This is a genomic window from Mesorhizobium sp. BR1-1-3 (assembly GCF_020165455.1).
Taxonomy (GTDB): domain Bacteria; phylum Pseudomonadota; class Alphaproteobacteria; order Rhizobiales; family Rhizobiaceae; genus Mesorhizobium; species Mesorhizobium ciceri.
In genome coordinates this window covers 124,740-146,775 of sequence record NZ_JAIUIC010000012.1, presented here as the reverse complement: position 1 = coordinate 146,775, position 22,036 = coordinate 124,740, and the positions used below count along the sequence as shown (strand labels likewise).

General features: G+C 64.3%; 23 protein-coding genes. 12 read left to right on the top strand and 11 right to left on the bottom strand.

What is annotated here, in order from left to right:
• Positions 1–114 precede the first annotated feature (114 nt).
• Both choW and choV read left to right on the top strand, forming a co-directional pair.
• Positions 115–969, top strand: coding sequence for a choline ABC transporter permease subunit (choW, locus tag LB559_RS24780; protein WP_013529957.1), 855 nt, complete (start codon positions 115–117; stop codon positions 967–969).
• Positions 966–2,147: a choline ABC transporter ATP-binding protein gene (gene choV, locus LB559_RS24775; protein WP_013529958.1), complete on the top strand. Its 1,182-nt coding sequence runs from the start codon at positions 966–968 to the stop codon at positions 2,145–2,147. Before choW ends, choV begins: the two co-directional genes overlap by 4 nt.
• A 52-nt stretch (positions 2,148–2,199) precedes the next feature.
• Here choV and LB559_RS24770 read toward each other — a convergent pair whose 3' ends face one another.
• Complete coding sequence (locus LB559_RS24770; RefSeq protein WP_063168853.1) at positions 2,200–3,606, bottom strand: ATP-binding protein; 1,407 nt, start codon at positions 3,604–3,606, stop codon at positions 2,200–2,202.
• Positions 3,603–4,319, bottom strand: coding sequence for a response regulator (locus tag LB559_RS24765; RefSeq protein WP_013529960.1), 717 nt, complete (start codon positions 4,317–4,319; stop codon positions 3,603–3,605). Before LB559_RS24765 ends, LB559_RS24770 begins: the two co-directional genes overlap by 4 nt.
• 254 nt (positions 4,320–4,573) lie before the next feature.
• On the opposite strand from LB559_RS24765, the gene LB559_RS24760 reads away from it, so the two are divergent.
• The 4 genes from LB559_RS24760 to clpS all read left to right on the top strand — a co-directional run bounded on the left by LB559_RS24760 (position 4,574) and on the right by clpS (position 6,175).
• Complete coding sequence (locus LB559_RS24760) at positions 4,574–4,876, top strand: hypothetical protein (protein ID WP_024504541.1); 303 nt, start codon at positions 4,574–4,576, stop codon at positions 4,874–4,876.
• A gap of 39 nt (positions 4,877–4,915) precedes the next feature.
• A complete protein-coding gene (locus LB559_RS24755; protein WP_013529962.1) occupies positions 4,916–5,149 on the top strand; it encodes a hypothetical protein in 234 nt (77 codons plus the stop codon).
• A gap of 215 nt (positions 5,150–5,364) precedes the next feature.
• Entirely contained in the window at positions 5,365–5,730 is a 366-nt protein-coding gene (locus LB559_RS24750; protein WP_063168852.1) for a hypothetical protein, read from the top strand.
• A gap of 139 nt (positions 5,731–5,869) precedes the next feature.
• Positions 5,870–6,175 (top strand): ATP-dependent Clp protease adapter ClpS, encoded by a 306-nt coding sequence (gene clpS, locus LB559_RS24745; RefSeq protein WP_224621525.1) that lies wholly within the window; start codon positions 5,870–5,872, stop codon positions 6,173–6,175.
• Between the two features lie 54 nt (positions 6,176–6,229).
• Here clpS and LB559_RS24740 read toward each other — a convergent pair whose 3' ends face one another.
• The 4 genes from LB559_RS24740 to LB559_RS24725 all read right to left on the bottom strand — a co-directional run bounded on the left by LB559_RS24740 (position 6,230) and on the right by LB559_RS24725 (position 13,157).
• The gene (locus LB559_RS24740) at positions 6,230–8,308 is read right to left on the bottom strand and encodes a membrane protein (RefSeq protein WP_027162170.1); all 2,079 of its coding nucleotides are present in this window, start codon (positions 8,306–8,308) and stop codon (positions 6,230–6,232) included.
• Between the two features lie 63 nt (positions 8,309–8,371).
• Positions 8,372–11,194, bottom strand: coding sequence for a DUF4159 domain-containing protein (locus LB559_RS24735; RefSeq protein WP_063168850.1), 2,823 nt, complete (start codon positions 11,192–11,194; stop codon positions 8,372–8,374).
• Positions 11,191–12,153, bottom strand: coding sequence for a DUF58 domain-containing protein (locus LB559_RS24730; protein ID WP_013529967.1), 963 nt, complete (start codon positions 12,151–12,153; stop codon positions 11,191–11,193). The genes LB559_RS24735 and LB559_RS24730 overlap by 4 nt, the downstream gene beginning before the upstream one ends.
• Positions 12,153–13,157, bottom strand: a complete 1,005-nt coding sequence (locus tag LB559_RS24725) for an AAA family ATPase (protein ID WP_013529968.1) — start codon at positions 13,155–13,157, stop codon at positions 12,153–12,155. Before LB559_RS24725 ends, LB559_RS24730 begins: the two co-directional genes overlap by 1 nt.
• 154 nt (positions 13,158–13,311) lie before the next feature.
• Here LB559_RS24725 and LB559_RS24720 point away from each other — a divergent pair, with 154 nt between their 5' ends.
• From LB559_RS24720 to LB559_RS24710, 3 genes are read left to right on the top strand one after another with little or no spacing between them, the layout of a single operon-like run.
• On the top strand, positions 13,312–13,941 hold the full coding sequence (locus LB559_RS24720; protein WP_224675229.1) for a DUF1285 domain-containing protein: 630 nt from the start codon (positions 13,312–13,314) through the stop codon (positions 13,939–13,941).
• Positions 13,941–14,576 carry a CoA pyrophosphatase gene (locus LB559_RS24715; RefSeq protein WP_224675192.1) on the top strand — a complete coding sequence of 212 codons (636 nt, stop codon included), beginning with the start codon at positions 13,941–13,943 and terminating at the stop codon, positions 14,574–14,576. The genes LB559_RS24720 and LB559_RS24715 overlap by 1 nt, the downstream gene beginning before the upstream one ends.
• A complete protein-coding gene (locus LB559_RS24710) occupies positions 14,573–15,838 on the top strand; it encodes a CCA tRNA nucleotidyltransferase (RefSeq protein WP_224675191.1) in 1,266 nt (421 codons plus the stop codon). The genes LB559_RS24715 and LB559_RS24710 overlap by 4 nt, the downstream gene beginning before the upstream one ends.
• A 1-nt stretch (position 15,839) precedes the next feature.
• Here LB559_RS24710 and LB559_RS24705 read toward each other — a convergent pair whose 3' ends face one another.
• From LB559_RS24705 to hemF, 3 genes are all read right to left on the bottom strand, one after another.
• On the bottom strand, positions 15,840–16,025 hold the full coding sequence (locus LB559_RS24705; protein ID WP_013529972.1) for a DUF1059 domain-containing protein: 186 nt from the start codon (positions 16,023–16,025) through the stop codon (positions 15,840–15,842).
• 233 nt (positions 16,026–16,258) lie between these two features.
• Positions 16,259–16,519: a DUF1344 domain-containing protein gene (locus LB559_RS24700; RefSeq protein WP_013529973.1), complete on the bottom strand. Its 261-nt coding sequence runs from the start codon at positions 16,517–16,519 to the stop codon at positions 16,259–16,261.
• A 311-nt stretch (positions 16,520–16,830) separates the two neighbouring features.
• On the bottom strand, positions 16,831–17,745 hold the full coding sequence (gene hemF, locus LB559_RS24695) for an oxygen-dependent coproporphyrinogen oxidase (RefSeq protein WP_024504549.1): 915 nt from the start codon (positions 17,743–17,745) through the stop codon (positions 16,831–16,833).
• Positions 17,746–17,859: 114 nt separating this feature from the next.
• On the opposite strand from hemF, the gene LB559_RS24690 reads away from it, so the two are divergent.
• Positions 17,860–18,117, top strand: coding sequence for a hypothetical protein (locus LB559_RS24690; RefSeq protein ID WP_013529975.1), 258 nt, complete (start codon positions 17,860–17,862; stop codon positions 18,115–18,117).
• 103 nt (positions 18,118–18,220) lie between these two features.
• Here LB559_RS24690 and soxR read toward each other — a convergent pair whose 3' ends face one another.
• Both soxR and LB559_RS24680 read right to left on the bottom strand, forming a co-directional pair.
• Positions 18,221–18,694 carry a redox-sensitive transcriptional activator SoxR gene (gene soxR, locus LB559_RS24685; RefSeq protein WP_063168847.1) on the bottom strand — a complete coding sequence of 158 codons (474 nt, stop codon included), beginning with the start codon at positions 18,692–18,694 and terminating at the stop codon, positions 18,221–18,223.
• A gap of 132 nt (positions 18,695–18,826) precedes the next feature.
• The gene (locus tag LB559_RS24680) at positions 18,827–19,285 is read right to left on the bottom strand and encodes a tRNA (cytidine(34)-2'-O)-methyltransferase (protein WP_013529977.1); all 459 of its coding nucleotides are present in this window, start codon (positions 19,283–19,285) and stop codon (positions 18,827–18,829) included.
• 443 nt (positions 19,286–19,728) lie between these two features.
• On the opposite strand from LB559_RS24680, the gene LB559_RS24675 reads away from it, so the two are divergent.
• On the top strand, positions 19,729–20,124 hold the full coding sequence (locus LB559_RS24675; RefSeq protein WP_082826695.1) for a hypothetical protein: 396 nt from the start codon (positions 19,729–19,731) through the stop codon (positions 20,122–20,124).
• 29 nt (positions 20,125–20,153) lie between these two features.
• Complete coding sequence (locus LB559_RS24670) at positions 20,154–22,031, top strand: ABC transporter ATP-binding protein (protein WP_063168844.1); 1,878 nt, start codon at positions 20,154–20,156, stop codon at positions 22,029–22,031.
• Positions 22,032–22,036 lie beyond the last annotated feature (5 nt).

Genomic DNA, 22,036 nt, shown 5'->3' with positions numbered 1-22,036 from the left:
CCGAACCAGGAAGGGCAGCCATCTTAGAAAAGGCTGCCCTTTTTCATATCCTGTGACAAGATGACGACGGTCGAGGCCGAGGGGCAGGGCGGTCTCCTGCACGAGAGGGGCGATATGGATCCGATTTCGAAATTCATGGTCGATCACAAGATTCCGATCGGCGCCTGGGGAAAGGCCTTCTTCGGTTTCCTCACCGACAATTTCGACACTGTGTTCAGGGCCTTTTCGAATGGCCTCAATTTCCTGCTGGATGGGCTGGTCGGCATCCTCTTGATGGTGCCGCCGGTGCTGCTGGCGCTGATCATCGCTGTTATCGCCTGGCTGCTGCAACGCTCGCGACCGCTTGCCATCGGCGTCTTTCTCGGCCTGATCTTCATCATCAACCAGAACCTTTGGAAGCAGACGGTGCAGACGCTGGTGCTGGTCGTCGCGGCCGCTGCCATGGCCATGGCCATCGGCGTGCCGCTCGGCATCTGGGCAGCGCACAAGCCGAAGGTCTACCGCGTCATGCTGCCGGTGCTCGACCTGATGCAGACGCTGCCGACCTTCGTCTACCTGATCCCGGTGCTGACGCTGTTCGGCCTCGGCAACGCGCCCGGCCTCATCGTCACCATCATCTTCGTCATTCCGACCGCGGTCCGGCTCACGCATCTGGGCGTCGTCTCGGTGCCGAAGTCGATCGTCGAGGCCGGCGAGGCTTTCGGCGCCACCAAGAGCCAGCTGCTGTGGAAGGTGGAACTGCCGTCGGCGCTGCCCACCATCATGGCCGGCCTGACGCAATCGATCATGCTGTCGCTGTCGATGGTGGTGTTTGCCGCACTGATCGGCGCCGGCGGGCTCGGCACCGAGATCAACCGGGCGCTCGGCTCGCGCCGCATCGACCTCGGGCTTGAGGCGGGGCTTGCCATCGTCGTTTTGGCCATCGTGCTCGACCGGATGACCCGCATCGCCGTTGGAGGCAAGAAATGACCGTCGCCGTCGATTTCAGGAACGTCGATATCGTCTTCGGCGCCGACCAGGCCGGATCGCTGAAGATGATCGACGCCGGCGCCAGCCGCGCCGAGATCCTCGAAAAGACCGGCAATGTACTGGGCTGCGCCGGCGCCAGCCTGACCGTGAACGAGGGCGAGATCTCCGTTCTGATGGGCCTCTCCGGTTCGGGCAAGTCGACATTGCTGCGGGCGGTCAACCGGCTCAACGTGGTGTCGCGCGGCCAGGTGCTGGTCAAGGATGGCGACAAGACCGTCGATGTCGTCACCTGCGACGAGGCGACCTTGCGGCGCCTGCGCCAGAAACAGGTGGCGATGGTGTTCCAGCAGTTCGGCCTTTTGCCCTGGCGCACGGTGGAGGAGAATGTCGGTCTCGGCCTCGAACTCGCCGGCGTCCCGGAAGCCGAACGCAAGGAGCGCGTCCAACGCCAGCTCAAGCTGGTCAATCTCGACCAGTGGTCGAAGAAATATGCGCATGAGCTTTCGGGCGGCATGCAGCAGCGCGTCGGCCTGGCGCGGGCCTTCGCCACCGAGGCGCCGATCCTGTTGATGGATGAGCCGTTCTCGGCGCTCGACCCGCTCATCCGCACCAAGCTGCAGGACGAATTGCTGCAGCTGCAGACTGAATTGAAGAAGACCATCATCTTCGTCAGCCACGACCTCGAGGAGGCGCTGAAGATCGGCTCCCACATCACCATCATGGAGGGTGGGCGCATCGTGCAAACCGGCGCGCCCGAAGACATCGTGCTGCGGCCCGCCAACGACTATGTCCGAGACTTCATCGCCAATGTGAACCCGCTGTCGGTGCTGACCGCCTGGAACGTGATGCGCGACCGTCGCGATCTGGAGCACGGCAAGGACGGCTGGGTCTGGCTCGACCGCCGCAAGACGACGCGCTTCAAGATCGACGACCACGGGCTGGTGGCGGCGGCCGAACGCGACGGCAAGCCGGCGGTCTGGGTGTCGTGCGCCGACGTCGAAGGCCAATCCGAGGAAGCCGCGCAAGTGTTCTGGGCCAACCCGGGCACCTCGCTGAAAACCGTCATGCTGGCCATGCACCGTTCGCAGACCGCTCCGGTAGCGCTGTTTGACGACCAGTCGCGCTTCGTCGGCGCCATCGGCATTCGCGACGTGCTGAGCGCGGTGTTGCGGCGGTAGTTTCTCCGGAATCCAACGGCGGCGAGGCGCGGCGACCGGGCGCGCCTTGTTTTTATGCCGCCAGCGGCAGGCGCAGTTGCGTCAGCAGGCCGCCGCCGGGATTGTTGGACAGGCGGATCTCGCCACCTGCGGCGCGCGCGATGTTGCGGGCAATGGTCAGGCCGAGACCAAGACCGCCGGTCTGGCGGTTGCGCGATTGTTCGAGGCGCACGAACGAGCCGAACACGGCGTCGATCTGCGCCTGCGGTATGCCAGGCCCTTCATCGCGGATGGTGAGCAGGATCATGTCCTCCGACCGGCGCAGCGAAAGATGCGCCTTCTTGCCGTAGGTGACCGCGTTCTGCACCAGATTGGTGACGCAGCGCTTGAGCGCGACCGGCCGCGCCATGCAGATCAGCCCGCGCGAACGGGTCTCGTCGTCGAACGAGACGTCGTCATAGCCGTCGGCGATCGATTCCACGAGCGACCAGAAGTCGATGCGTTCGTTCTTTTCCTCGGTCACTTCGAAGGTGGCGAAGTCGATCACCGAGCTGGCGATGCTCTCGACATCGGCGAGGTCGTGCGCCAGCGCCTCGCGGACCGCCGATTTGCGCAACAGCTCCAGGCGCAGGCGCATCCTGGTCATCGGCGTGCGCAGATCATGCGCCAGTGCCGCCGCCAGATGTTCGCGGTCCTCGACATATTCGCGCAACCTCGCCTGCATGGCGTTGATCGCCTTGGCGGCGGCACGCACCTCGCGGCTGCCGCCCTCGGCGATCGGCGGGCTCTTCAGATCCTTGCCGATCCGGTTCACGGCGGTTTCCATCATCCGGTACGGCGCCGTCAGCCGGCGCAGCGACCAGATCGACATGATCACCACCAGCCCTGCGATCAGCGAATAGAGCGGCAGGCTGTCGAAGCTCAGGATCGGGCCGACGGGCGTGATCGGTTCGGTGAAATTCAGCCATTGGCCGTCGGCGAAGCGCAGCGATGCCGTCAGCTTATCGCTCTGGGCGAAGTCGGCGGCCAGCACCAGAAGGTCGCGCTCGACCTGGCCGATGTCGGGTCCTGGCGTCGTGCCGTCCGCGTCGTCGGCCTCGCGCGTCGCCGGATCGCGGCGCACGCGTGCATCGGTGATGCCGAATTTGGACAGCCGGCCGACGAGGATGTCTTCGAGTTCGGCCAGTTCGTCATCGCCGGCGATCGACGAAGTGACCGCCGGCGTGTCCGAAACGGTGAGCGCGTAGGTGGAGTTGAACAGGCCGGTCGCCGTCGCCTTGCGCTCGTCCGGACTGGCGTCATGCATGAGCTGCACCAGCGAGAAGGCACGGTCGTTGAGCCGGTAGAGGTCGACGACGTCGTTGGCGGCAGCGCGGTCGCGCGAGACGATGTAGAGGGTCGCGACCTGGCTGATCAGCAGGCCGGCAATGACGATCAGCAGCACCCAGACAGGCAAGGTCTGCGGCAGGAAACGTCTCATTCGGAGGTCGTCTCGGGCAGGAACTGGTAGCCGCCGCTGCGTACGGTCAGGATCAGCTTGGGCGTCTTCGGGTCGTCCTCCATCTTGCGCCGCAACCGGCTGACCAGGATGTCGATGCTGCGGTCGAAGGAATAGTCGCTGTCGCCGCCGGACAATTCGATGAGCTGGTCGCGGGTCAGCACACGCTGCGCACTCTTGACGAAGGTCTGCAGCAGGTTGAATTCGGCCATGGTCAGCTCGACCCTGACATCGTCGGGTGCGATCAGCCGGCGCCGGGCACAGTCCATCGTCCAGCCAGCGAAGCGGTAGATCTGCTTGGTGGTGGCGCGCTTCGGCTCGGCGGCGCCATTGCGCCTGAGCACGGCCCGGATGCGCGCCAAAAGCTCGCGCGGGTCGAAGGGCTTGGGCACATAGTCGTCGGCGCCCATTTCCAGGCCGACGACGCGGTCGGTCGTCTCGGTGACGGCGGTCAGCATGATGATCGGCGTCGAATACTGGGCGCGCAGGTCGCGGCACAGCTCCAGCCCGCTCTTGCCGGGCAGCATCACGTCGAGGACGATGAGGTCCACCTGGACGCGCCGCAGGATGGTCTCCATCTCGATGCCGTCGGCGGCAACCGAGGTGTGCAGGCCCCGCTTCTGGAAGAATTCCTGCAGCAGGTCGCGGATGCCCTTATCGTCGTCGACGATCAGTATGTGTGCATCGGATTTCACAGCAGCCCTGTCATTGTTGCCAAGCCCCTTCTGTCTTTGATTGCCAAGCCCTTCGGTCGCAACCCACACGATAGAATTCAGGCCATATGTTGGCCAGTGGCTATGATGGAGTTCACACCGGCTTTCTCAGACACACTCCAGAAACAAAATTCTACAGTTCAGAAAAACTCCTGAAAAATTTCAAAGGCATAACTGATCTCGTGGCGGTCAGGTCATCGGCTGCGACGCTAGTCTCCGGGTTTACGGATAAACCGATGCCAAGGTTGTCGATCAGTTTGTTGGGTGCGTTGCTGGGCTTCTGCCTGGTCACTGCCGCTGTCGGACAATCGGACGCAAAGGCGACGCTCACAACCCGGAGCGAACGGTGCGCCAATCTCAGCCACCAATTTGATGAAGCCCTCGAAACCCATGCCACGGCAACGCAGGTCACCGCGGCAAAGGCACTTCAGAGAAAGGGCAACCGGTACTGCGCCGCCAAGAAACAGGCACAGGGCATCCGGATGCTCGCCAATGCTTTGAAGCTGCTTGGAGTGACGCCGAACGACCCGGTTCAGTAACGCTCCGAAACTTGACCCGCATAAAAAGGAAACGAAGCCATGAAAAAGTCCATCCTCTCCGCAACCGGTCTCGCCGTCGCTCTCGCTTTCGCGATGCCGGCTCTCGGCAACGCCGCCGCCACCACGACCGCTGCTCCGGCTGCTTCGACGACCACCGCTCCGGCGACTGCCGCTCCGGCCAAGGCTGCTCCGAAGAAGGTCGTCAAGAAGACCGTCAAGAAGCACAAGAAGGCTGCTGAGAAGGCCGTCAAGAAGGACGCCCCGAAGACCTGATAAGGTCCGGCATAAAATGCCGGCCTGTTGACCAAGGCCGCTCCAGCTGGTTTCGGTTGGAGCGGCCTTCTTCCTATCCGAGCCGCTGAAGCCCTGACATTGGCGATGAAGCGGTCGATGGGTTCAACTGATCTTTGGCGAAGTCTGGCACCGGCAGCTTCCGCCTCGACTGACACTTAACCCGTTTGCAACGCCGGCCGTGTAGGACAATCCGCATGAAGAAGCGGCTTTCGTCCATTTTGCGCTCGATGGTGATCGGCGGTCTGGTTGCCACCGGCCTCGCCAGAGTGCTTATCCTGTTCACCGCCAGCCCGGTTCCCGATCCCGCCAGCGGACGCACCGAGCCTTCGCTGTTCGCGCCGGCGATTTCCACCAACTGGGACTACATAACGCCGGCACAGACCTGGCTGCTGGTCGTGCTGACCGGCGCGACGTTGATCTGCGTCGCCGCGTGGCTGATCGCGACCTGGCTGGAACGCCGAGCGGATGCCGGCGGAAACCGTTTTCGGTCCGATATACCGCCCGCTGCGGCCGTGCGGCAGATTCCCGGCCGTCGCATGTTCGGCCGCCAAGGCCGTTGAACGGCAACCGACACTTTCCCACATGATTGTGAATGGCCGCGTCGGCGGACACCGGTTTCGCGCGTCGATCAAAATGGACGACCGTTTTCACCGGTGCCAGAATGGCGGTCACATCGCTTACGCAAAACTGTCGGTTCCGATGCCTGAAATCACCACAAAACCGCGTACCCAGATCAAGCCGCAAGTCGAACGGCCAAAACTCTACAAGGTCATCCTCATCAACGACGATTTCACGCCGCGCGAATTCGTGGTGACGGTGCTGAAGGGCGAGTTCAAACTCAGCGAGGACCAAGCGCACCGGGTGATGATCACTGCGCATCGGCGTGGCGTCTGCGTCGTCGCCGTGTTCACCAAGGATGTCGCCGAGACCAAGGCGACGCGCGCCACCGAAGCCGGCAAGGCCAAGGGCTATCCGCTGATGTTCACGACGGAGCCGGAGGAGTAGAGCAGGGGGCTTTCCCTTCTCCCACAACAAGGGAGAAGGAAAAAGAGCGCCGCGCTACCGTCCCTCGCGGTACCACATCGAACCCATTGCCAGAAGCAGCAGGCCGAGGCCGAGGAAGCCGCCGAACAGCGGCACGCGCGAGACGGCTTTGAGCACGCTGTCGTCTGTCGTGCGCAGGCCGATCCAGTCGCTGCCGGATGCGGCACCAGCCGAGCGCACCGGCACGATGGAAGGCAGCGTCACGTCGCTGCCAAGGGCTGTGGAAGACGCCAGCCGGCGCACGCTGCCGCCGGTGGCTTCGGCCGGCGCCTTCAGCCGGTTTTCGGTGGAAATGACGTCGGCGAATTCCGGTGCGTTGACCGGCCCGACATGGGCGAGCGCGGTGAGGTCGCCATTGGCGACCTGGTAGAGCCCGATCTCGCTGGTCTCGACGCTGCCGAGGAAGACCCCGGGCTCGGCTTTGTCGAGCTTGACCGTCAAGGTTTTGCCGGACGGAGTGATGATCTGCGCGGCGCCGGGATCGTCGGCCATCGTCTGGCGGCGGATTTCCAGCACCATGCCACGACCATCGGCGGTCAGCCGCTCCTCCTCGAGCTCCGGCTCCTTCATCAGCCAGTGCGCGATGCGCCGATAAAGCTGGACATGCGGGCCGCCGCCCTCGAAGCCGCGCGCCCACAGCCAGCCCTGATCGGACAGCAGCATGCCGACGCGGCCTTCTCCCTTGCGGTCGAGCAGCAGCAGCGGCCGGTTGTCGGCGCCCTTCATGACCACTTCGCCTTCCGGGTTCTGCACGCCTATGGTGCGGAACCAGCGGCTCCAGTGCGGCGGCTCGGTGGCCGAGCCATCGAGCCCACGCGTCACCGGGTGGCGCTGGCCGAGTTCGGTGAGGCGCGGATAGAAGGCCTTGTCGACAACTTCGCCGGTCGGCATCGCCGGCAGGGCGGCCATCAGCGGCGTGCGCGCGATCGAGCTTTCGCCGGCATATTCGGGGCCGGCCGCGATCAGCAGCGCGCCGCCCTTTTCGACATATTCGGAGATGTAGTCGTAATAGAGGATCGGCAGCACGTCGCGGTGCTGGTAGCGGTCGAAGATGATGAGGTCGAAATCCTTGATCTTCTCGACGAACAGTTCGCGGGTCGGGAAGGCGATAAGCGACAATTCGTTGATCGGCGTGCCATCCTGCTTTTCCGGCGGCCGCAGGATGGTGAAATGGACAAGATCGACCGAGGCGTCGGATTTCAGCAGGTTGCGCCAGGTGCGCTCGCCGGCATGCGGCTCGCCGGAGACGAGCAGCACACGCAGATTCTCGCGAATGCCGTCGATCAGTGCGATGGCGCGGTTGTTGGTGTCGGTCAGTTCGCCCGGCTCGCGATCGATGGCGAGTTCGACGATGTTGCGGCCGGCGCCCGGAATGGTGACCTGCAGCGGCATGGCCTGGCCAACGGTGGCGTGCTCGACGGCGACCTGCTCGCCATTGACCGAGACGCGCACATCGACCGGGCCAGTCTCGTTTTCGGTCGAGATGACGCGGTAGGTCATGTCGAGCGGCTTGCCAACAAGACCGAAGCGCGGCGCGTTCTCGAAGCGGATGCGGCGGTCCTTTTCGTGGTCATTGCCGGTGATCAGCGCATGCAGCGGGGCGTTGAAATCGGGCGCGCCCGGCGGCGCGTCATGGACCTCGCCATCGGTGATCATGATCGCGCCGCCGATGCGTGACGGCGGCACGTCGCGGAAGGCGCCTTCAAGCGCGCCGAACAGCCGTGTCTCGGTGCGCTCTTCGGCGGCCTCGGATTTGCCGGCCTCGACGACCCGCACGTCGAACTGCTTGAAGCGGCCAAGCCGCTGCTGCAGCCCGGCCAGCGCCTCGTCGGTCTGCTTGGTGCGATCGCCGATATCCTGGCTCTGGCTGCGGTCGACGACGAGGGCGACAACGCTTTTCAGCGGCTCGCGCTCCTCGTTGAGGAACACCGGGTTGAACAAAGCGGCGGCGAGCGCCAAAAGGGCGATGAAGCGGAAGACCGAGCCGCGCTGGCGAAACCACAGGCCGACAAGCGCCAGCAGCGCCAGCGGCACCAGCGCCAAGGCCAACAGGGGCCAGGAGATCAGCGGTTCGAAGGAAATCGACCAGTTCATCCCTTACCCTCCTCTTTTTGGGGAGGGTTTATCCGCGACCGGAGGGAACCAAACAAACTCATCTTACTGCCCCAGCCGTTCGAGCAGTATGGGCACGTGCACCTGGTCGGATTTGTAGTTGCCGGTCAGCATGTACATCATGATGTTGACGCCGGCGCGCAGCGCGTAGACGCGCTGCATCGGGTCCGCCGGTACGGTCGGCAGCAGCGGATCGCCATTCTCGTCGACCGCCCAGGCGCCGGCAAAATCATTGGCGGTGATCATGATAGGCGAGACGCCGTCGCCGGTGCGCACCGGCCGGTTCTCGGCATTGCTGGCGTCGAGCGACGCCTCGACCCACAGTGGGCTGCCGGCGAAGCGGCCGGGGAATTCGGGCAGGATGAAGAAGGATTTGGTCAGCACGTGGTCGGACGGCACCGGCTCCAGCGGCGGCACGTTGAGGTTGCCGAGGATGTCGCGCAGCCGCTCCGTCGCCGGGCTGGTCGAATCGGCGCCGATGCCGTTGGCGAACTGGTCGCGGGTGTCGAACAGCACCGTGCCGCCCTGCTGCATATAGGCGTCGATGCGGGCGATGGCGGCCTGGCTCGGCATCGGGGCGGCCGGATCGATCGGCCAGTAGATCAGCGGATAGAACGACAGCTCGTCCTTCGAGATGTCGACGCCGGCTGGCGCGCCCGGTTCAAGGGCCGTCTTTTCGACCAGGAAACGGGTCAGGCCCTCGAGCCCGGCACGGCTGATCGAATCGTCGCCCGGCACGCCGGTCAGCACATAGGCGATGCGGGTCTTCGAAATCGCCTCGATGGCAATTTCGTCACCCGGCTTGGCGTCGTCTGCGCGGGCAAGGTCGGCATGACCGAACAAGCTACCCAGCGCAATCAGGACCGCGGCGGTGGTTGCCATGGCACCGGCGCGGCGCGGTCGGCGTGAGAACAGGCCGCCCATCCAGAACACTGCCAGCGTATCGAGCAGCATCAGCACCAGGGCGGCCGCGACCAGCGCGCCCTTCAAATTGCGCGATTCGTCAAAGGCATACTGGATCGAGGTGACGGGAACAGTGATTTGCGGGCGCGCCAGCGGGGCCAGCGTGCTGTCGGCTTCAAGCAGATTATGGGCAAACACACCCGTCTCGGAACCATAGAGGCCGGGCGGGTTTTCAAAAGTCACCGGCAGCGCGCCGGCGCCCGGTACAAGCGGCCGTGCATCCGGCGTCGGCGGCACCAGCGAGCCGTCGGCTGCAATCATGCGATAGGGCGCCAGCGACGCCGCGGCGGCTTCGGCATTGGCGATGGCCGCGCCCTGGTTGCGCGACAGCTGCACGATGCGGCGCAGCATCTCGACGAAGCTGCCGGAGATCGGCAGGTTCGACCAGGTTGCCTCAGGGGTGACGTGGAACAGCACCAGCGTGCCCTTGCCTTTCTTCAATCCGGTGACCAGCGGCGTGCCGTCGGCAAGGGCCGCCCAGGTGCGCTCGACGATATCGGGTGTCGGCTCGGCCAGCACCTGTCTGCTGACAGTGACCTCGGCCGGCGGCGCCAGATCGGCGAACGGGCCGGCCTTGGGGAATTCGGTGACAGGCTGCGGCGACGTCCATGACAGCGCGCCGCCGAGCGAACGCTCGCCGGTGCGCAGGCGGACCGGCAGCAAATCGTCGTCATCGCCCGCCGTGGCCAGCCGCGAACCGGCGAAACGCACCAGCGTGCCGCCATTGTCGACCCAATCGACAAGTCTCTGCCGGACCTGTCCGGGAATGGTGCCGATATCGGCCATGACAATCATCGCGGGCTTCTGGTCGAGGATCTGCGGGATGGCGTCGGCGAGGTCGGCGCTGGAGGGTTCGACCAGATCGGCGAAGGGCTGCAGCGCCCGCCTGATGTAGTAGAGCGGCGACAAAAGCGGCTGCGCCTGGTCGGCCTCGGCCTGCGACAGCAGCCCGACGCGGCGGCGCTTGGAGCTTTCGTCGAGCACGCGCACCGCACCGGCCTGCCGCTCGCCGTCGAGCGCGATCGAAGCGAAGTCGTTGCGCAGCTCGAACGGCACCGCCATGGTGCCGGTGGCGGTGGTTTCGCCAGGCGAAAAGGTCAGCGTCGCATCGGCGATGCGGCGGCCCTTGTCGTCGAAGGCGCCGGCGGTGACCTGCGCCGGGGCAGGGTCGCCCGGCGCGCGGATGGCGGTCAGCGCAAAGCCGTCGACCTGGTTGTCGGCGGCGGTCAGGCCCGTCAGCGACAGCCTGTCGGCGGTTGCCCAGACGACACGGGCGGCATTTTTCGACAAAAGCGTGTTGAAGGCGGCTTCATCGCCTTTTGCCGCCAGGCCGTCGGCAAGCACGGCGACACTGGCCCCGGGCAAGGTCTCCAGCACGCCGGCGACGCGGGCATAGACGGCGGGCCGGTCGGTCGGGATCGGCCGCGGCTTGGCGGCGCGCAGCCGGTCAAGGGCGGTGGCGGCATCGAACGGGCCGATCTCGGCATTGGCTTTTTCGGCGGTGAAGGCGATGACGACCGGCACGCCGTTGGAGCCGGCGTCGTTGATCAGCCGCTCGGCGGTGGCGACGCGTTTGCCCCAGTCGGCGGCACTTGCCCAGTCATTGTCGATGACCAGGGCAAGGGCGGCTCCTTCGGCCGGCAGCTTTTCACGCGGATTGAAGACCGGGTCGGCCAATGCCGCGACGATGAGGGCCGCCATCAAGAGCCTGAGCAGCGTCAGCCACCACGGACTCTGCTGCGGCGTCTCCTCGCGCTTCAGTACGCGCGCCAGGATCTTCAGCGGCGGGAAGATCTCGGTCTGCGGCTTGGGCGGCGTCAGCCTGAGCAGCCACCAGATCACCGGCAGTGCCAGCAGGCCCCACAGCACCATGGGGGCGCCAAAGGAGAGCGGCAGCCAACTCATGCGACAGCCTTTCCTGGCCGATCGCCACCAGCGATGCCTGCACGACCGCCAGCGGTCGGCCTGACCGAGGGGCCATCAGTGGTCATCGCCATGTGCAGCCGCACCAGCGCGTCGGAGGCGAGCCGATCGGTGTGGTTGACGGTAAAGCTCCAGCCAAGCCGCTTGCACCAGGCGGCCAGTTCGTGGCGGCGGGCGGTGTAGAGCAGGCGATACTCATCACCCAGCATTTCGGCGCGGCCGGCGGTCAGCTTGTCGCCGGTCTCGGGATCGGTGAATTCGGTGCGGCCGGCATAGGGGAAGGTCTCCTCGGCCGGGTCGGCGACCTCGATCAGGTGGGCGCGCACGCCGTGGCGGGCCAGCACGTCGAGCCAAGCCATCGTCTCCTCGACGGGATCGAGGAAGTCGCTGACGATGACGATGTCGCAGAAGCGCCTGATGTCGGACAGGTCGGGTTTTGCCGGCAGCTCGCCGGCATGCATCAACTGGGCGGCAATGCGTTCGGCGCCGTTGCGGGCGGTGAACGGGTCGGTGAGGCCCGGCCAGGCGATGCGTTCGCCGCTGCGCGACAACAGCTCGGCCATGGCCAGCGCCAGCACCAGCGCGCGCGATTGCTTGGAAACGCTGGCGCCTGTCGATTTGTAGAGCATCGACGGCGAGGGGTCGGCCCACAGCCAGACGGTATGGGCGGCTTCCCATTCGCGGTCGCGCACATAGGTGTGGTCGTCGCGGGCCGAGCGGCGCCAGTCGATGCGCGAGGAATCACCCTCGACGTAGGGGCGGAACTGCCAGAAATTCTCGCCGATGCCGCGCTTGCGGCGGCCGTGCCAGCCGGCGATCACGGTGTTGACGATGCGCCGCGCCTCGACCAGCAGGTCTGGCACAAGCGAGGCCCGCAACCGGCCACGGGCGAGCGCGTCGCGCGTCGCTGCCGGAGCCTGGACCTCGCCGATGCGCGGCATCAAATCCCTTTCACGAGTTTCGCCACCACGTCACGCACGCTGGTGCCTTCGGCGCGGGCGGCGAAGGTCAGCGCCATACGATGCTGCAGCACCGGCTCGGCCAGCGCACGGACGTCGTCGACCGAGGGCGCCAGCCGTCCGTCGTAAAGCGCGCGCGCCCTTGTGCACAGCATCAGCGCCTGACTGGCGCGCGGGCCGGGACCCCAGGCGACGTTCTTATCGGTCTCGGCATTGCCTTGGCCGGGACGCGCCGAGCGCACCAGCGTCAGGATCGCCTCGACGACGCTTTCAGGCACCGGCATGCGGCGGATCAGCGTTTGAATCTCCTTCAGCCGCACCGGCTGCAGCACGTTTTGCGCTTTCGCGTCCTCGATGCCGGTGGTTTCCAGAAGGATGCGGCGCTCCGCCTCGATTTCGGGATAGAGGATGTCCACCTGCATCAGGAAGCGGTCAAGCTGTGCCTCGGGCAGCGGATAGGTGCCCTCCTGCTCCAGCGGGTTCTGGGTTGCCAGCACGTGGAAGGGCGCCGGCAGGTCATGGCGGGCGCCGGCAATGGTGACGTGGTATTCCTGCATGGCCTGCAGCAGCGCCGACTGAGTGCGCGGCGACGCGCGGTTGATCTCGTCGGCCATCAGCAGCTGGGCGAAGATCGGCCCGGAGATGAAGCGGAAGGAGCGTTTTCCGGTCTCGTCCTGCTCCATCACTTCGGAGCCGAGGATATCGGACGGCATCAGATCCGGCGTGAACTGGATGCGACGCGAATCGAGGCCGAGCACGATGCCAAGTGTTTCGACCAGCTTGGTTTTGGCGAGACCCGGCACGCCGACCAAAAGCGCATGGCCACCGGCCAGCAGCGCCACCAGCGTGCGCTCGACGACGCTTTCCTGTCCGAAGATGACCCGGCCGACCCCGTCGCGGATCCGGGAGATGTCGGCAAGCGCCTTTTCGGCCTCGGCGATCATGTCCTTTTCGCTGATCGGGCTTTCCTTGACCATCACGCTCATGCCGCATCGATCCTTGTGGTTGGAATACCATGGCTGGAACAACGGCTGCACCATACCATAAGTTGCCGCGATTCGGCCTCGCGTGGCGCCTACATCGAAACTTAAATCACAGACTTAGGCTGACAAGCGGAACAACAGTGACTATTTCGTGACCATGACGGGACCCTTGGGACATCGTGAAGAAAGCCTGACTGATGCCACCGAGGCGCGTGGTCTCGAGGCGCTGATCTCGCGCGCCGCCCGTGCCGGCAAGGGCGCGGCACCTGTCGAACGCTGGAATCCCGACTTCTGCGGCGATCTGGACATGGAGATCAAGTCCGACGGCACCTGGTTCTATCTGGGCACGCCGATCGGGCGCATGCCGCTGGTGCAGCTTTTTTCCTCGGTGCTGCGCAAGGACGCCGATGGCAGGACCTATCTGGTGACACCGGTAGAAAAGGTCGGCATCCGCGTCGCCGATGCGCCGTTCATCGCCGTCGAAATGGACGTTTCGGGCAGCGGCGAGGCGCAGACAATCACCTTCCGCACCAATGTCGGCGACGTCGTCGAAGCCGGGCCGGAACGGCCGCTGCGGTTTGTCGACGAGAACGAGACCGGCGGGTTGAAGCCCTATGTGCTGGTGCGTGGCCGTCTGGAGGCGCTGGTGGCGCGGCCGGTGATGTATGAACTGGTCGGGCATGGCGAGGAGATCGAAATCGACGGCGAGACGATGTTCGCGGTGCGCTCCAAGGGCGCCGTGTTCCCGATCATGCCGGCGGACCAGTTGAAGCGGCTGAGCGCGTGATGGACCAGGCGACGCCGGCGCCGTTTTCATCCGCGGATTTTCGCGCGCGCTTTGCCGTGCAGCCCGATGCACATGCAGGCGACGACGACTATGGCGACCATCGCTTCAACCCCGGCCATCCGCGCCTCAACCAGGGCAAGGCGCTGCGCAATGCCGCGGTGCTGATCCCGGTGGTCGATCATGAGGGCGATGCGACGGTTCTTCTGACCAAACGGGCCGAAAAGCTGCGCAGCCATTCGGGGCAGGTGGCCTTTCCCGGCGGCACTATCGATCCGACCGATCCGAGCCCTGAGGCGGCGGCGCTGCGCGAGACCTTCGAGGAGATCGGGCTTGGCCGAGACAGCATCGAGATCATCGGCCGCATGCCCGACTATGTCGCCGGCAGCGGCTACCGCATCGCCCCGGTGCTTGGCATCGTGCGGCCCGGTTTCCAACTGACGCTCAACGCAGACGAGGTCGATGCCGCTTTCGAAGTGCCGCTGCGCTTCCTGATGGACCCGGCCAACCACAAGCGCGACAGCCGTATGTGGAACGATCTCGAATGGTTCTTCTACGACATGCCTTACGGCGACCGGCGCATCTGGGGCGTCACCGCCGGCATCCTTCGTACTCTCTATGAAAGGCTCTATGCGTGAGTGTCTCGATCGCGGGCAGGGCCGATTGGCTCACCGACAAGCATCTACAGCGCCTGCTGTTCGCATTGGCCGAAGGCGGTGAAGAGGCGCGAGTCGCCGGCGGCGCGGTGCGCAACACGCTGATGGGCCAGCCGGTCGCCGACATCGACATCGCCACCACCTGCTTGCCGCAGCAAACCCTCCGCCGCGCCGAAGCGGAAGGGTTCAAGGCGGTGCCAACCGGCATCGAGCATGGGACGATCACCGTGGTTGCCGGCGGAAAGCCCTATGAAATCACCACCTTGCGCGCCGATATCGAAACCGACGGGCGGCGCGCGAAAGTGTCGTTCGGGCGCGACTGGAAGCTCGATGCCGAGCGGCGCGACTTCACCATCAACGCGCTCTATGCCGAGGCCGATGGCAAGGTGGTCGACCTGGTCGGCGGCATTGCCGACATCGAGGCGCGCCGGCTGCGATTCATCGGCGACCCGGAAGCGCGCATTCGCGAAGACTACCTGCGCATCCTGCGCTTCTTCCGCTTCTTCGCCTGGTACGGCGACGGACGGCCGGACGCCGAGGGGCTGAAAGCCTGCGCCCGTCTGAAGGAAGGGCTGGCCCAGCTTTCGTCCGAGCGAATCTGGTCGGAACTGAAGAAACTTTTGTCGGCGCCCGATCCGTCACGGGCGCTGCTTTGGATGCGGCAGGCAGGTGTCTTGACCGCGGCGCTGCCGGAAAGCGAGAAATGGGGCATCGATGCCATCCATGGGTTGGCCAAGGCCGGCAAGGATCTGGGCTGGGCACCCGACCCGCTGCTCAGACTGGAAGCGATCGTGCCGCCCGATGCCGCTCGCATGAAGACGCTCGCCGAGCGGCTCAAACTCTCGACCGCCGAAGCGGATCGCCTGCGCCACTGGGCGCTCGCCACCGCCGTCGAGCCGAAGACGACCGAGGGCGAACTGGCAAAAAGGCTCTATCGCGGCGACCGGCAGGGGTTTGTCGACCGTCTGCGGCTGTCGCTTGCGGCAGCCAGGATGCGCGCCGTCGAGGACAATGAGGCGCTGCTCGAAGCCGGTGGCTTTTCGCGCCTGCTTGGCTTCGCCACCAAATGGGAAAAGCCGTTGTTTCCGCTGAAAGGTGCCGATCTGACGGCGCTCGGCGCAACTCCAGGCCCGAAACTCGGCGAAATCCTGAGGAATCTCGAAGCGGAATGGGTCGAAGCCGGGTTTGCCCCTGATCGCGACGCGCTCCTCAAGCGCGCCGCCGAAGCCTTGCAGGCCGGGTAGATCAGGCCGCGTCGCGGGTCTTTTCGATGCGCGAACGGATCGCCTCGATCATCGTCTCGCGGATGACCGTCTCGCCATGTGTCTCGCGCATGTGCTCGACGGCACGGCGCATGACCTCGGCTTCCTCGTCGGCACGTGTGTGCCAGTCACAGCCGGGCACGAGCGACCCGCAGTGAAATTCCTTCATGAGATTTCTCCTTTTCCTCCGTGGAGCCTGGTCGAGGCTCCGGCACTTTTTTTGGCTCATGTCCGGTTCCAGGGTTGAAACCGCGGACCGCGAACGGGTGAGAAGCATAACACAGATGGGGTGGTATTGGTTGCCGTCAACGGCAAAAGGGCGGAGCAGCATCGCTCCGCCCTCTAAACACTACCCCGAAACAGGGCCAGACATCGTCTCGTCCCGTTTTGGCGGGCAGGCCTTCACTTGGCGATCTTGACAGCCTCGGCAATCTTTTTCTTGCCGCTCATGTCCCATGAGACACGGACCTTTTCACCGACCTGCAGGCCAGGATCCTTGAAGGTCTTGGGAAGCGTAAAAGACGATCCATCGTCGAGGACCAGGCTCATGGCCGTCGTGTCAAAGGTCTTGATCGTCCCGGTGGTGTGCTTGACGGCGGCGAACGCCACCGAACCGGAAGCGAGAAGGGCAGCGGCGGCCGCCGAAACAATGATCTTGCGCATTGCGAAGTACTCCTGGAAAGGCGGGTATCTTTTTGACGAAGATGTCCCGCGTCGTCTTGGGCCGTCCGGTCGCGTCGGGTCGCGGCTCGCTTTGTCTTGACGCAATTCCGGTCGGAAAGCCGTTTCGCACTTTCCTGAAATTGCGCGCAGGCGAACCGCCGGCGCTTCCCGACCCCGCGCCACAAATAGACCAGTCTTTTCAAGAGCCTATTAGACGAAAAAGAAATTTTTCGCCGCACCGTGTGCCACATTCCATGCCCAATTCGAGCGAATGGGACATCAATGCGGCTCACGCCGGGCTCACCATTTTGTTACGGCCAGCGGACCTCGGGCGGCAGGCTGGAGAGGATGGCGGCGACATTGCCGCCGGTCTTCAGTCCGAATATGGTGCCGCGATCGTGAAGCAGATTGAATTCGACGTAGCGGCCGCGGCGGATGAGCTGTTCGTCACGGTCGCCATCGGTCCAGTTCTCGTTGAAGTTGGCGCGCACAAGGTGGCCGTAGACGACGAGAAAAGCGCGGCCGACATCCTGGACGAAGTTGAAATCGGCATTCCAGCCGCCCTTGTCCTCACCCGAATGCAGCCAGTCGAAGAAGATGCCACCGGTGCCGCGCGGCTCGTTGCGGTGCGACAGATAGAAGTACTCGTCGCACCAGGCCTTGAATTTTGGGTAATCGGCCACCGCGACATTCTTCTCGCAAGCGAATTGCATGGCGCGGTGGAAGGCGACCGTGTCGGGGTCGTCCTGGGTGCGGCGGCGATCGAGCACCGGTGTCAGATCGGCACCGCCGCCGAACCATTGGCTGGATGTGACCACCATGCGCGTGTTCATGTGCACGGCCGGAACGTTGGGATTCCATGGGTGCGCGATCAGCGAAATGCCGGATGCCCAGAAGCGCGGGTCTTCCTCGGCACCGGGCATCTGCTTCCTGAATTCGGGTGAGAACTCGCCATGGACGGTCGATGTGTGGACGCCGACCTTTTCGAAGACGCGACCGTGCATCATCGACATGGTGCCGCCGCCGCCGCGCCCCTCGTCACGTTCCCATGGCGTCTTTTCGAAGCGGCCGGGCGACCACGAGGCCAGCGGCCCGCCAAGATCCTGCTCGATCTGCTCGAAGGTGGCGCAGATGCGTTCGCGCAGCGCCTCGAACCAGAGGCGCGCCTTCATCTTCTTCTGTTCGATGTCGGCGGGCAGGCCCGCCGGTATTTCTGGTCGTTCCAAATGCCGTCTCCGGTTGGGGCGGCGAGTCCCACAAATGACTCGTCTTTTGCCGGCGCGATCCCTAATCTCTTAGGGGACAGGGTCAAGTGTCATTACGGTGCAAGGAGTTGTTTCGTGCGCACCCCGGCAAGACCGCCGCTGGATGGCCTAAAGAAAAGGCTCGACCAAAGCCGTGCCGAGCGCGTGCGTATGCCGCGCGACGGTTTCCTGCGCGAGACCTTCGTGCTGCCACGCTCCGATGCCCGGCTCAAGGCCAAGGAATGGTTCGAGCGCTTTCCCAAGCAGGCCTACTGGACCGAGATCGAAAGCTGGTTCGAGCGGCCGGGCGACCTGATCGAGTTCACCATCAGGCGGTTGCCTGCGGCCGACTAGGATTTCGTCGCCCCGTTTACGGGGAGAGGGTGCCGGCAGGCAGGTTGAGGAGCGGCACGAACCTCTCAATGCTGGCGCCGCCCCTCATCTGCCTTCACTGCGTTCAGGCACCTTCTCCCCGTGAACGGGGAGAAGGAAGAGCGACCAGCCTCCTTGCCCCCGTTCCCTCGCGTGCCAGCCGGTCACCCTTGTTGCGCAGCGGGCATTTGTCGATCGACATGCAGCCGCAGCCGATGCAGTCGGTCAGCCCTTCGCGCAGTTTCTTCAACTGGGCGATCTTGTGATCGAGCCCGTCGCGCCAGGCGGTCGACAAAAGGTTCCAGTCGTCGCGCGTCGGCGTGCGGCTTTCGGGCAGTGATTCAAGTGCGGCACCGATTTCGGCCAGCGAGATGCCGACCTCCTGTGCAACCTTGATGATCGCCACGCGCCGCAGCACGTCGCGGCCGTAGCGGCGCTGGTTGCCCGACGTGCGGTGGCTGCGGATCAAGCCGCGGGCCTCGTAGAAATGCAGCGCCGACACCGCCACCCCGCTGCGCATGGCCACCTGGCCAACCGTTAATTCCGTTACAGGCGCCATGTCTGATTTTCCGTCCCGATTTTTCTGCTTGACCTCAAGTTAAGTTGAGCTTGTAGCGAAGAAACCCTGGATGTGCAAACGAAGGAGAAGGCGATGTGCGCCTGGGTCAAGATGTCGGGAGACGGAGTGCCGTTATCCGAGTTGCCGGATGGCTTCGCCCACTACCATGGCGACGGAGAGCGCCACGTTGATGCTGCGCGCCGTACCCTGCATGGGGATGGTCAGGCGCGCATCCGCCGCCTGATGGACAGGATCCGGCACGCCTGCGGATTCGCGGCCGAACAGGAGGACGTCACCGTCCGCGAAGCTGAAGCTGGTGTAGGCCGTCGTGGCTTTGGTCGACAGCAGCACCAGCCGGTGCGAATCAGCCTTGCGCCATTCCTCGAAGGCGTGCCAGTCGACATGCCGGGTCAGGGCAGCCATTTCGAGGTAGTCCATGCCGGCTCGCTTGAGCGCCTTGTCGGAGAGCGGAAATCCGGCCGGTTCGATGATGTCGACGCCAAGTCCGAGGCACGCGGCGAAGCGCAGGATTGTTCCGGTGTTGCCGGCAATGTCAGGCTGGTAGAGCGCGATGCGGAGACGACGGTTCATTTCCGCGTCCTTCTAATAAGTGGCGGATCGGCCACAGCGGCTTGGCGGTTTTGGAAATTGCTGGACCTGCGGGTGGCCATTTTCTGCGAAGTCGGGTATACAACCAGCATTGTCAACCCGAACCGATGGAGGGGTAATTCATGATGACCATGCACATCCAGCGCCCCTCTCGTGGGCTTACCTGCCTGCCGGCGGTTTCGGTACGACGATTCTCCTGACTCTCTAAGACTTGATCGCACCGATTCCCGCCGAAACGATTTTTCGGCTTCCGAAGGAATCCTGCGATGTTTTTCAAAAAGTCAAAAGGGCTGAACGCCCCAACTGAAGCTGTCCGGACCGACACTCGTCATGTCCGGACCGATGCAATGCGTGTCTCCGGGCGAATGCCGGCGGACGATATTGCTTCGCCTTTTTATCTCGATTTTCACACGGAGGACGGACCGATGTTCGATCCCTACAGAATACCGGGCTCGAGGAGCCTGCATATCCACCGACTGCCGACCTGGGCGCTGCTGATCGGCGACACCTATTCGTCGGCGGTTCACGCCGAGGTTCGCCGCCGGCCGCATCGCGGCATGCTGCCGGATGTCGATTTTTCGCGCGCGGTTCCCGATCCCGGGCGGCCGTCGCTGGTGCGCCGGATCATCCGGCTGATCCGGCCTGGCCCGAAAAACCGGGCTGGCGGCACCGTGTCGTCAGGATCGTCTGGCGCAGCTGTCGGCGAAAAGCCCGCGAGCCCCTATATTGCGCGAAGCATTGCCGACGGTCCGGGTGATTCCGGACCGTCGGCACTCGACGCCATGGGTTCCGGGGACTTCGTACGCTCACGTGCCGCGTAAGCGGCAAACACATTTCACAGGCATGACCTATGTTGTTGTTTAGCTGGTTTGAAAAAAGGCTCGATCCGTTCCCCGCGGCGGAACCGGTCGAGCCGCCCAAGACGCTGGTTGCCTTCTGCGTGCATTATACGCGCGGCGCCTGGCCCTATATCCTTTTCGACGCAGTGCTGGTGACGGCCATCGCGATCGCGGAAGTGTGGATGTTCGGCTTCCTCGGCCGCATCGTCGACTGGCTGTCGGGGCAGAATCGCGAAACCTTCCTGCAGACGGAAGCCTGGAAGCTTGCCGGCATGGCCTTCATCGTGCTGTTCGCACTGCCGGGCACCGTATGGCTGCATTCGCTCCTCAACCAGCAAACGCTGATGGGCAACTATCCCATGCGCATCCGCTGGCAGGTGCACCGCTATCTGCTCAAGCAGTCGATGAGTTTCTACCAGGACGAGTTCGCCGGCCGCATCGCGACCAAGCTGATGCAGACGGCTCTCGCCGTGCGCGAATGCGTCATCAAGGTGATCGACGTCCTGAATTACGTTATCGTCTACTTCCTCGGCATGCTGCTCATCGTCGGCTCGGCCGACTGGCGGCTGGCCGCGCCGCTCGGCGTCTGGCTGGTCGGCTATATCCTTTTGCTGCGGTTTTTCATTCCCCGGCTGGGCAAGGTCGGCGAGGAACAGGCCAATGCGCGCTCGATCATGACGGGCCGGGTCGTCGACAGCTACTCAAACATCCAGACGGTCAAGCTGTTCAGCCATGCACGCCGCGAAGCGTCATTCGCCAAAGACGGTATGTCCGGCTTTCTCGAAACGGTCTACCGGTCGATGCGCCTGGTGACAGTGCTTTTCGGCTCGCTCTACATACTGAACGCGCTGCTCTTGTTCTCGGTGACCGCGATGGCGCTGTGGCTGTGGCTGGGGCAAGCAGTGACGATCGGCGCGGTCGCCGTGGTCATCGGCCTTGTGCTCAGGTTGTGGGGCATGTCGCAATGGATCATGTGGGAAATGTCGGGCCTGTTCGAGAACATCGGCACGGTGCAGGACGGTATCGCCTCGATCTCGCTGCCGCGCCTTGTCGAGGACCGGCCGGACGCGAAGGAGATCAGCGTTTCCAGGGGTGAGATCCGCTTCGAGGACATTCGCTTCCACTACGGCAAGCAGAAGGGTGTGATCGAGGGCCTGTCGCTGGCGGTGAAGCCGGGCGAGAAGGTCGGCATCGTCGGCCGTTCCGGCGCCGGCAAGTCCACGCTGGTCAACCTGTTGCTGCGCTTCTACGACCTCGAAGCCGGGCAGATATTGGTCGATGGCCAGGAAATCGCCGCTGTGAAGCAGGATTCGCTTCGTGCGCAGATCGGCATGGTCACGCAGGACACCTCGCTGCTGCATCGTTCGGTGCGCGAGAACATCCTTTATGGCCGGCCCGATGCAACCGACGAGATGCTTGTCGAGGCGGCGCGGCGCGCCGAGGCGCTGGACTTCATATCGGGGCTTTCGGATGCCAGCGGCCGCAAGGGCTTCGACGCCTATGTCGGTGACCGCGGCGTCAAATTGTCCGGTGGCCAGCGGCAACGCGTCGCCATTGCTCGCGTTATGTTGAAGGACGCACCTATACTTATCCTTGACGAAGCGACCTCGGCGCTTGATTCCGAAGCCGAGGCGGCGATCCAGGAGAATCTCTACAAGCTCATGCAAGGCAAGACCGTCATCGCCATCGCGCACCGGCTGTCGACCATCGCGGCGATGGACAGGCTGGTGGTGATGGACAAGGGCCGTGTCATCGAGGAAGGTTCGCACGAAGAACTCGTCGCCAAGGGCGGGCTCTACGCGCAGCTCTGGCAGCGCCAGTCGGGCGGGTTCCTGCTTGAGGACGGTCCCGCCAACGATGCACTTGCAAAGAGGCAAGCCGCAGAATGATGGCC

Bases quoted from the DNA above. Each gene is read 5' to 3' on its own strand.
- choW (WP_013529957.1), top strand. From the start codon at position 115: ATGGATCCGATTTCGAAATTCATGGTCGATCACAAGATTCCGATCGGC.
- choV (WP_013529958.1), top strand. From the start codon at position 966: ATGACCGTCGCCGTCGATTTCAGGAACGTCGATATCGTCTTCGGCGCC.
- LB559_RS24770 (WP_063168853.1), bottom strand. From the start codon at position 3,606: ATGAGACGTTTCCTGCCGCAGACCTTGCCTGTCTGGGTGCTGCTGATC.
- LB559_RS24760 (WP_024504541.1), top strand. From the start codon at position 4,574: ATGCCAAGGTTGTCGATCAGTTTGTTGGGTGCGTTGCTGGGCTTCTGC.
- LB559_RS24755 (WP_013529962.1), top strand. From the start codon at position 4,916: ATGAAAAAGTCCATCCTCTCCGCAACCGGTCTCGCCGTCGCTCTCGCT.
- LB559_RS24750 (WP_063168852.1), top strand. From the start codon at position 5,365: ATGAAGAAGCGGCTTTCGTCCATTTTGCGCTCGATGGTGATCGGCGGT.
- clpS (WP_224621525.1), top strand. From the start codon at position 5,870: ATGCCTGAAATCACCACAAAACCGCGTACCCAGATCAAGCCGCAAGTC.
- LB559_RS24740 (WP_027162170.1), bottom strand. From the start codon at position 8,308: ATGAACTGGTCGATTTCCTTCGAACCGCTGATCTCCTGGCCCCTGTTG.
- LB559_RS24735 (WP_063168850.1), bottom strand. From the start codon at position 11,194: ATGAGTTGGCTGCCGCTCTCCTTTGGCGCCCCCATGGTGCTGTGGGGC.
- LB559_RS24730 (WP_013529967.1), bottom strand. From the start codon at position 12,153: ATGCCGCGCATCGGCGAGGTCCAGGCTCCGGCAGCGACGCGCGACGCG.
- LB559_RS24725 (WP_013529968.1), bottom strand. From the start codon at position 13,157: ATGAGCGTGATGGTCAAGGAAAGCCCGATCAGCGAAAAGGACATGATC.
- LB559_RS24720 (WP_224675229.1), top strand. From the start codon at position 13,312: ATGACGGGACCCTTGGGACATCGTGAAGAAAGCCTGACTGATGCCACC.
- LB559_RS24715 (WP_224675192.1), top strand. From the start codon at position 13,941: ATGGACCAGGCGACGCCGGCGCCGTTTTCATCCGCGGATTTTCGCGCG.
- LB559_RS24705 (WP_013529972.1), bottom strand. From the start codon at position 16,025: ATGAAGGAATTTCACTGCGGGTCGCTCGTGCCCGGCTGTGACTGGCAC.
- LB559_RS24700 (WP_013529973.1), bottom strand. From the start codon at position 16,519: ATGCGCAAGATCATTGTTTCGGCGGCCGCCGCTGCCCTTCTCGCTTCC.
- soxR (WP_063168847.1), bottom strand. From the start codon at position 18,694: ATGGCGCCTGTAACGGAATTAACGGTTGGCCAGGTGGCCATGCGCAGC.
- LB559_RS24680 (WP_013529977.1), bottom strand. From the start codon at position 19,285: ATGAACCGTCGTCTCCGCATCGCGCTCTACCAGCCTGACATTGCCGGC.
- LB559_RS24675 (WP_082826695.1), top strand. From the start codon at position 19,729: ATGTTCGATCCCTACAGAATACCGGGCTCGAGGAGCCTGCATATCCAC.
- LB559_RS24670 (WP_063168844.1), top strand. From the start codon at position 20,154: ATGTTGTTGTTTAGCTGGTTTGAAAAAAGGCTCGATCCGTTCCCCGCG.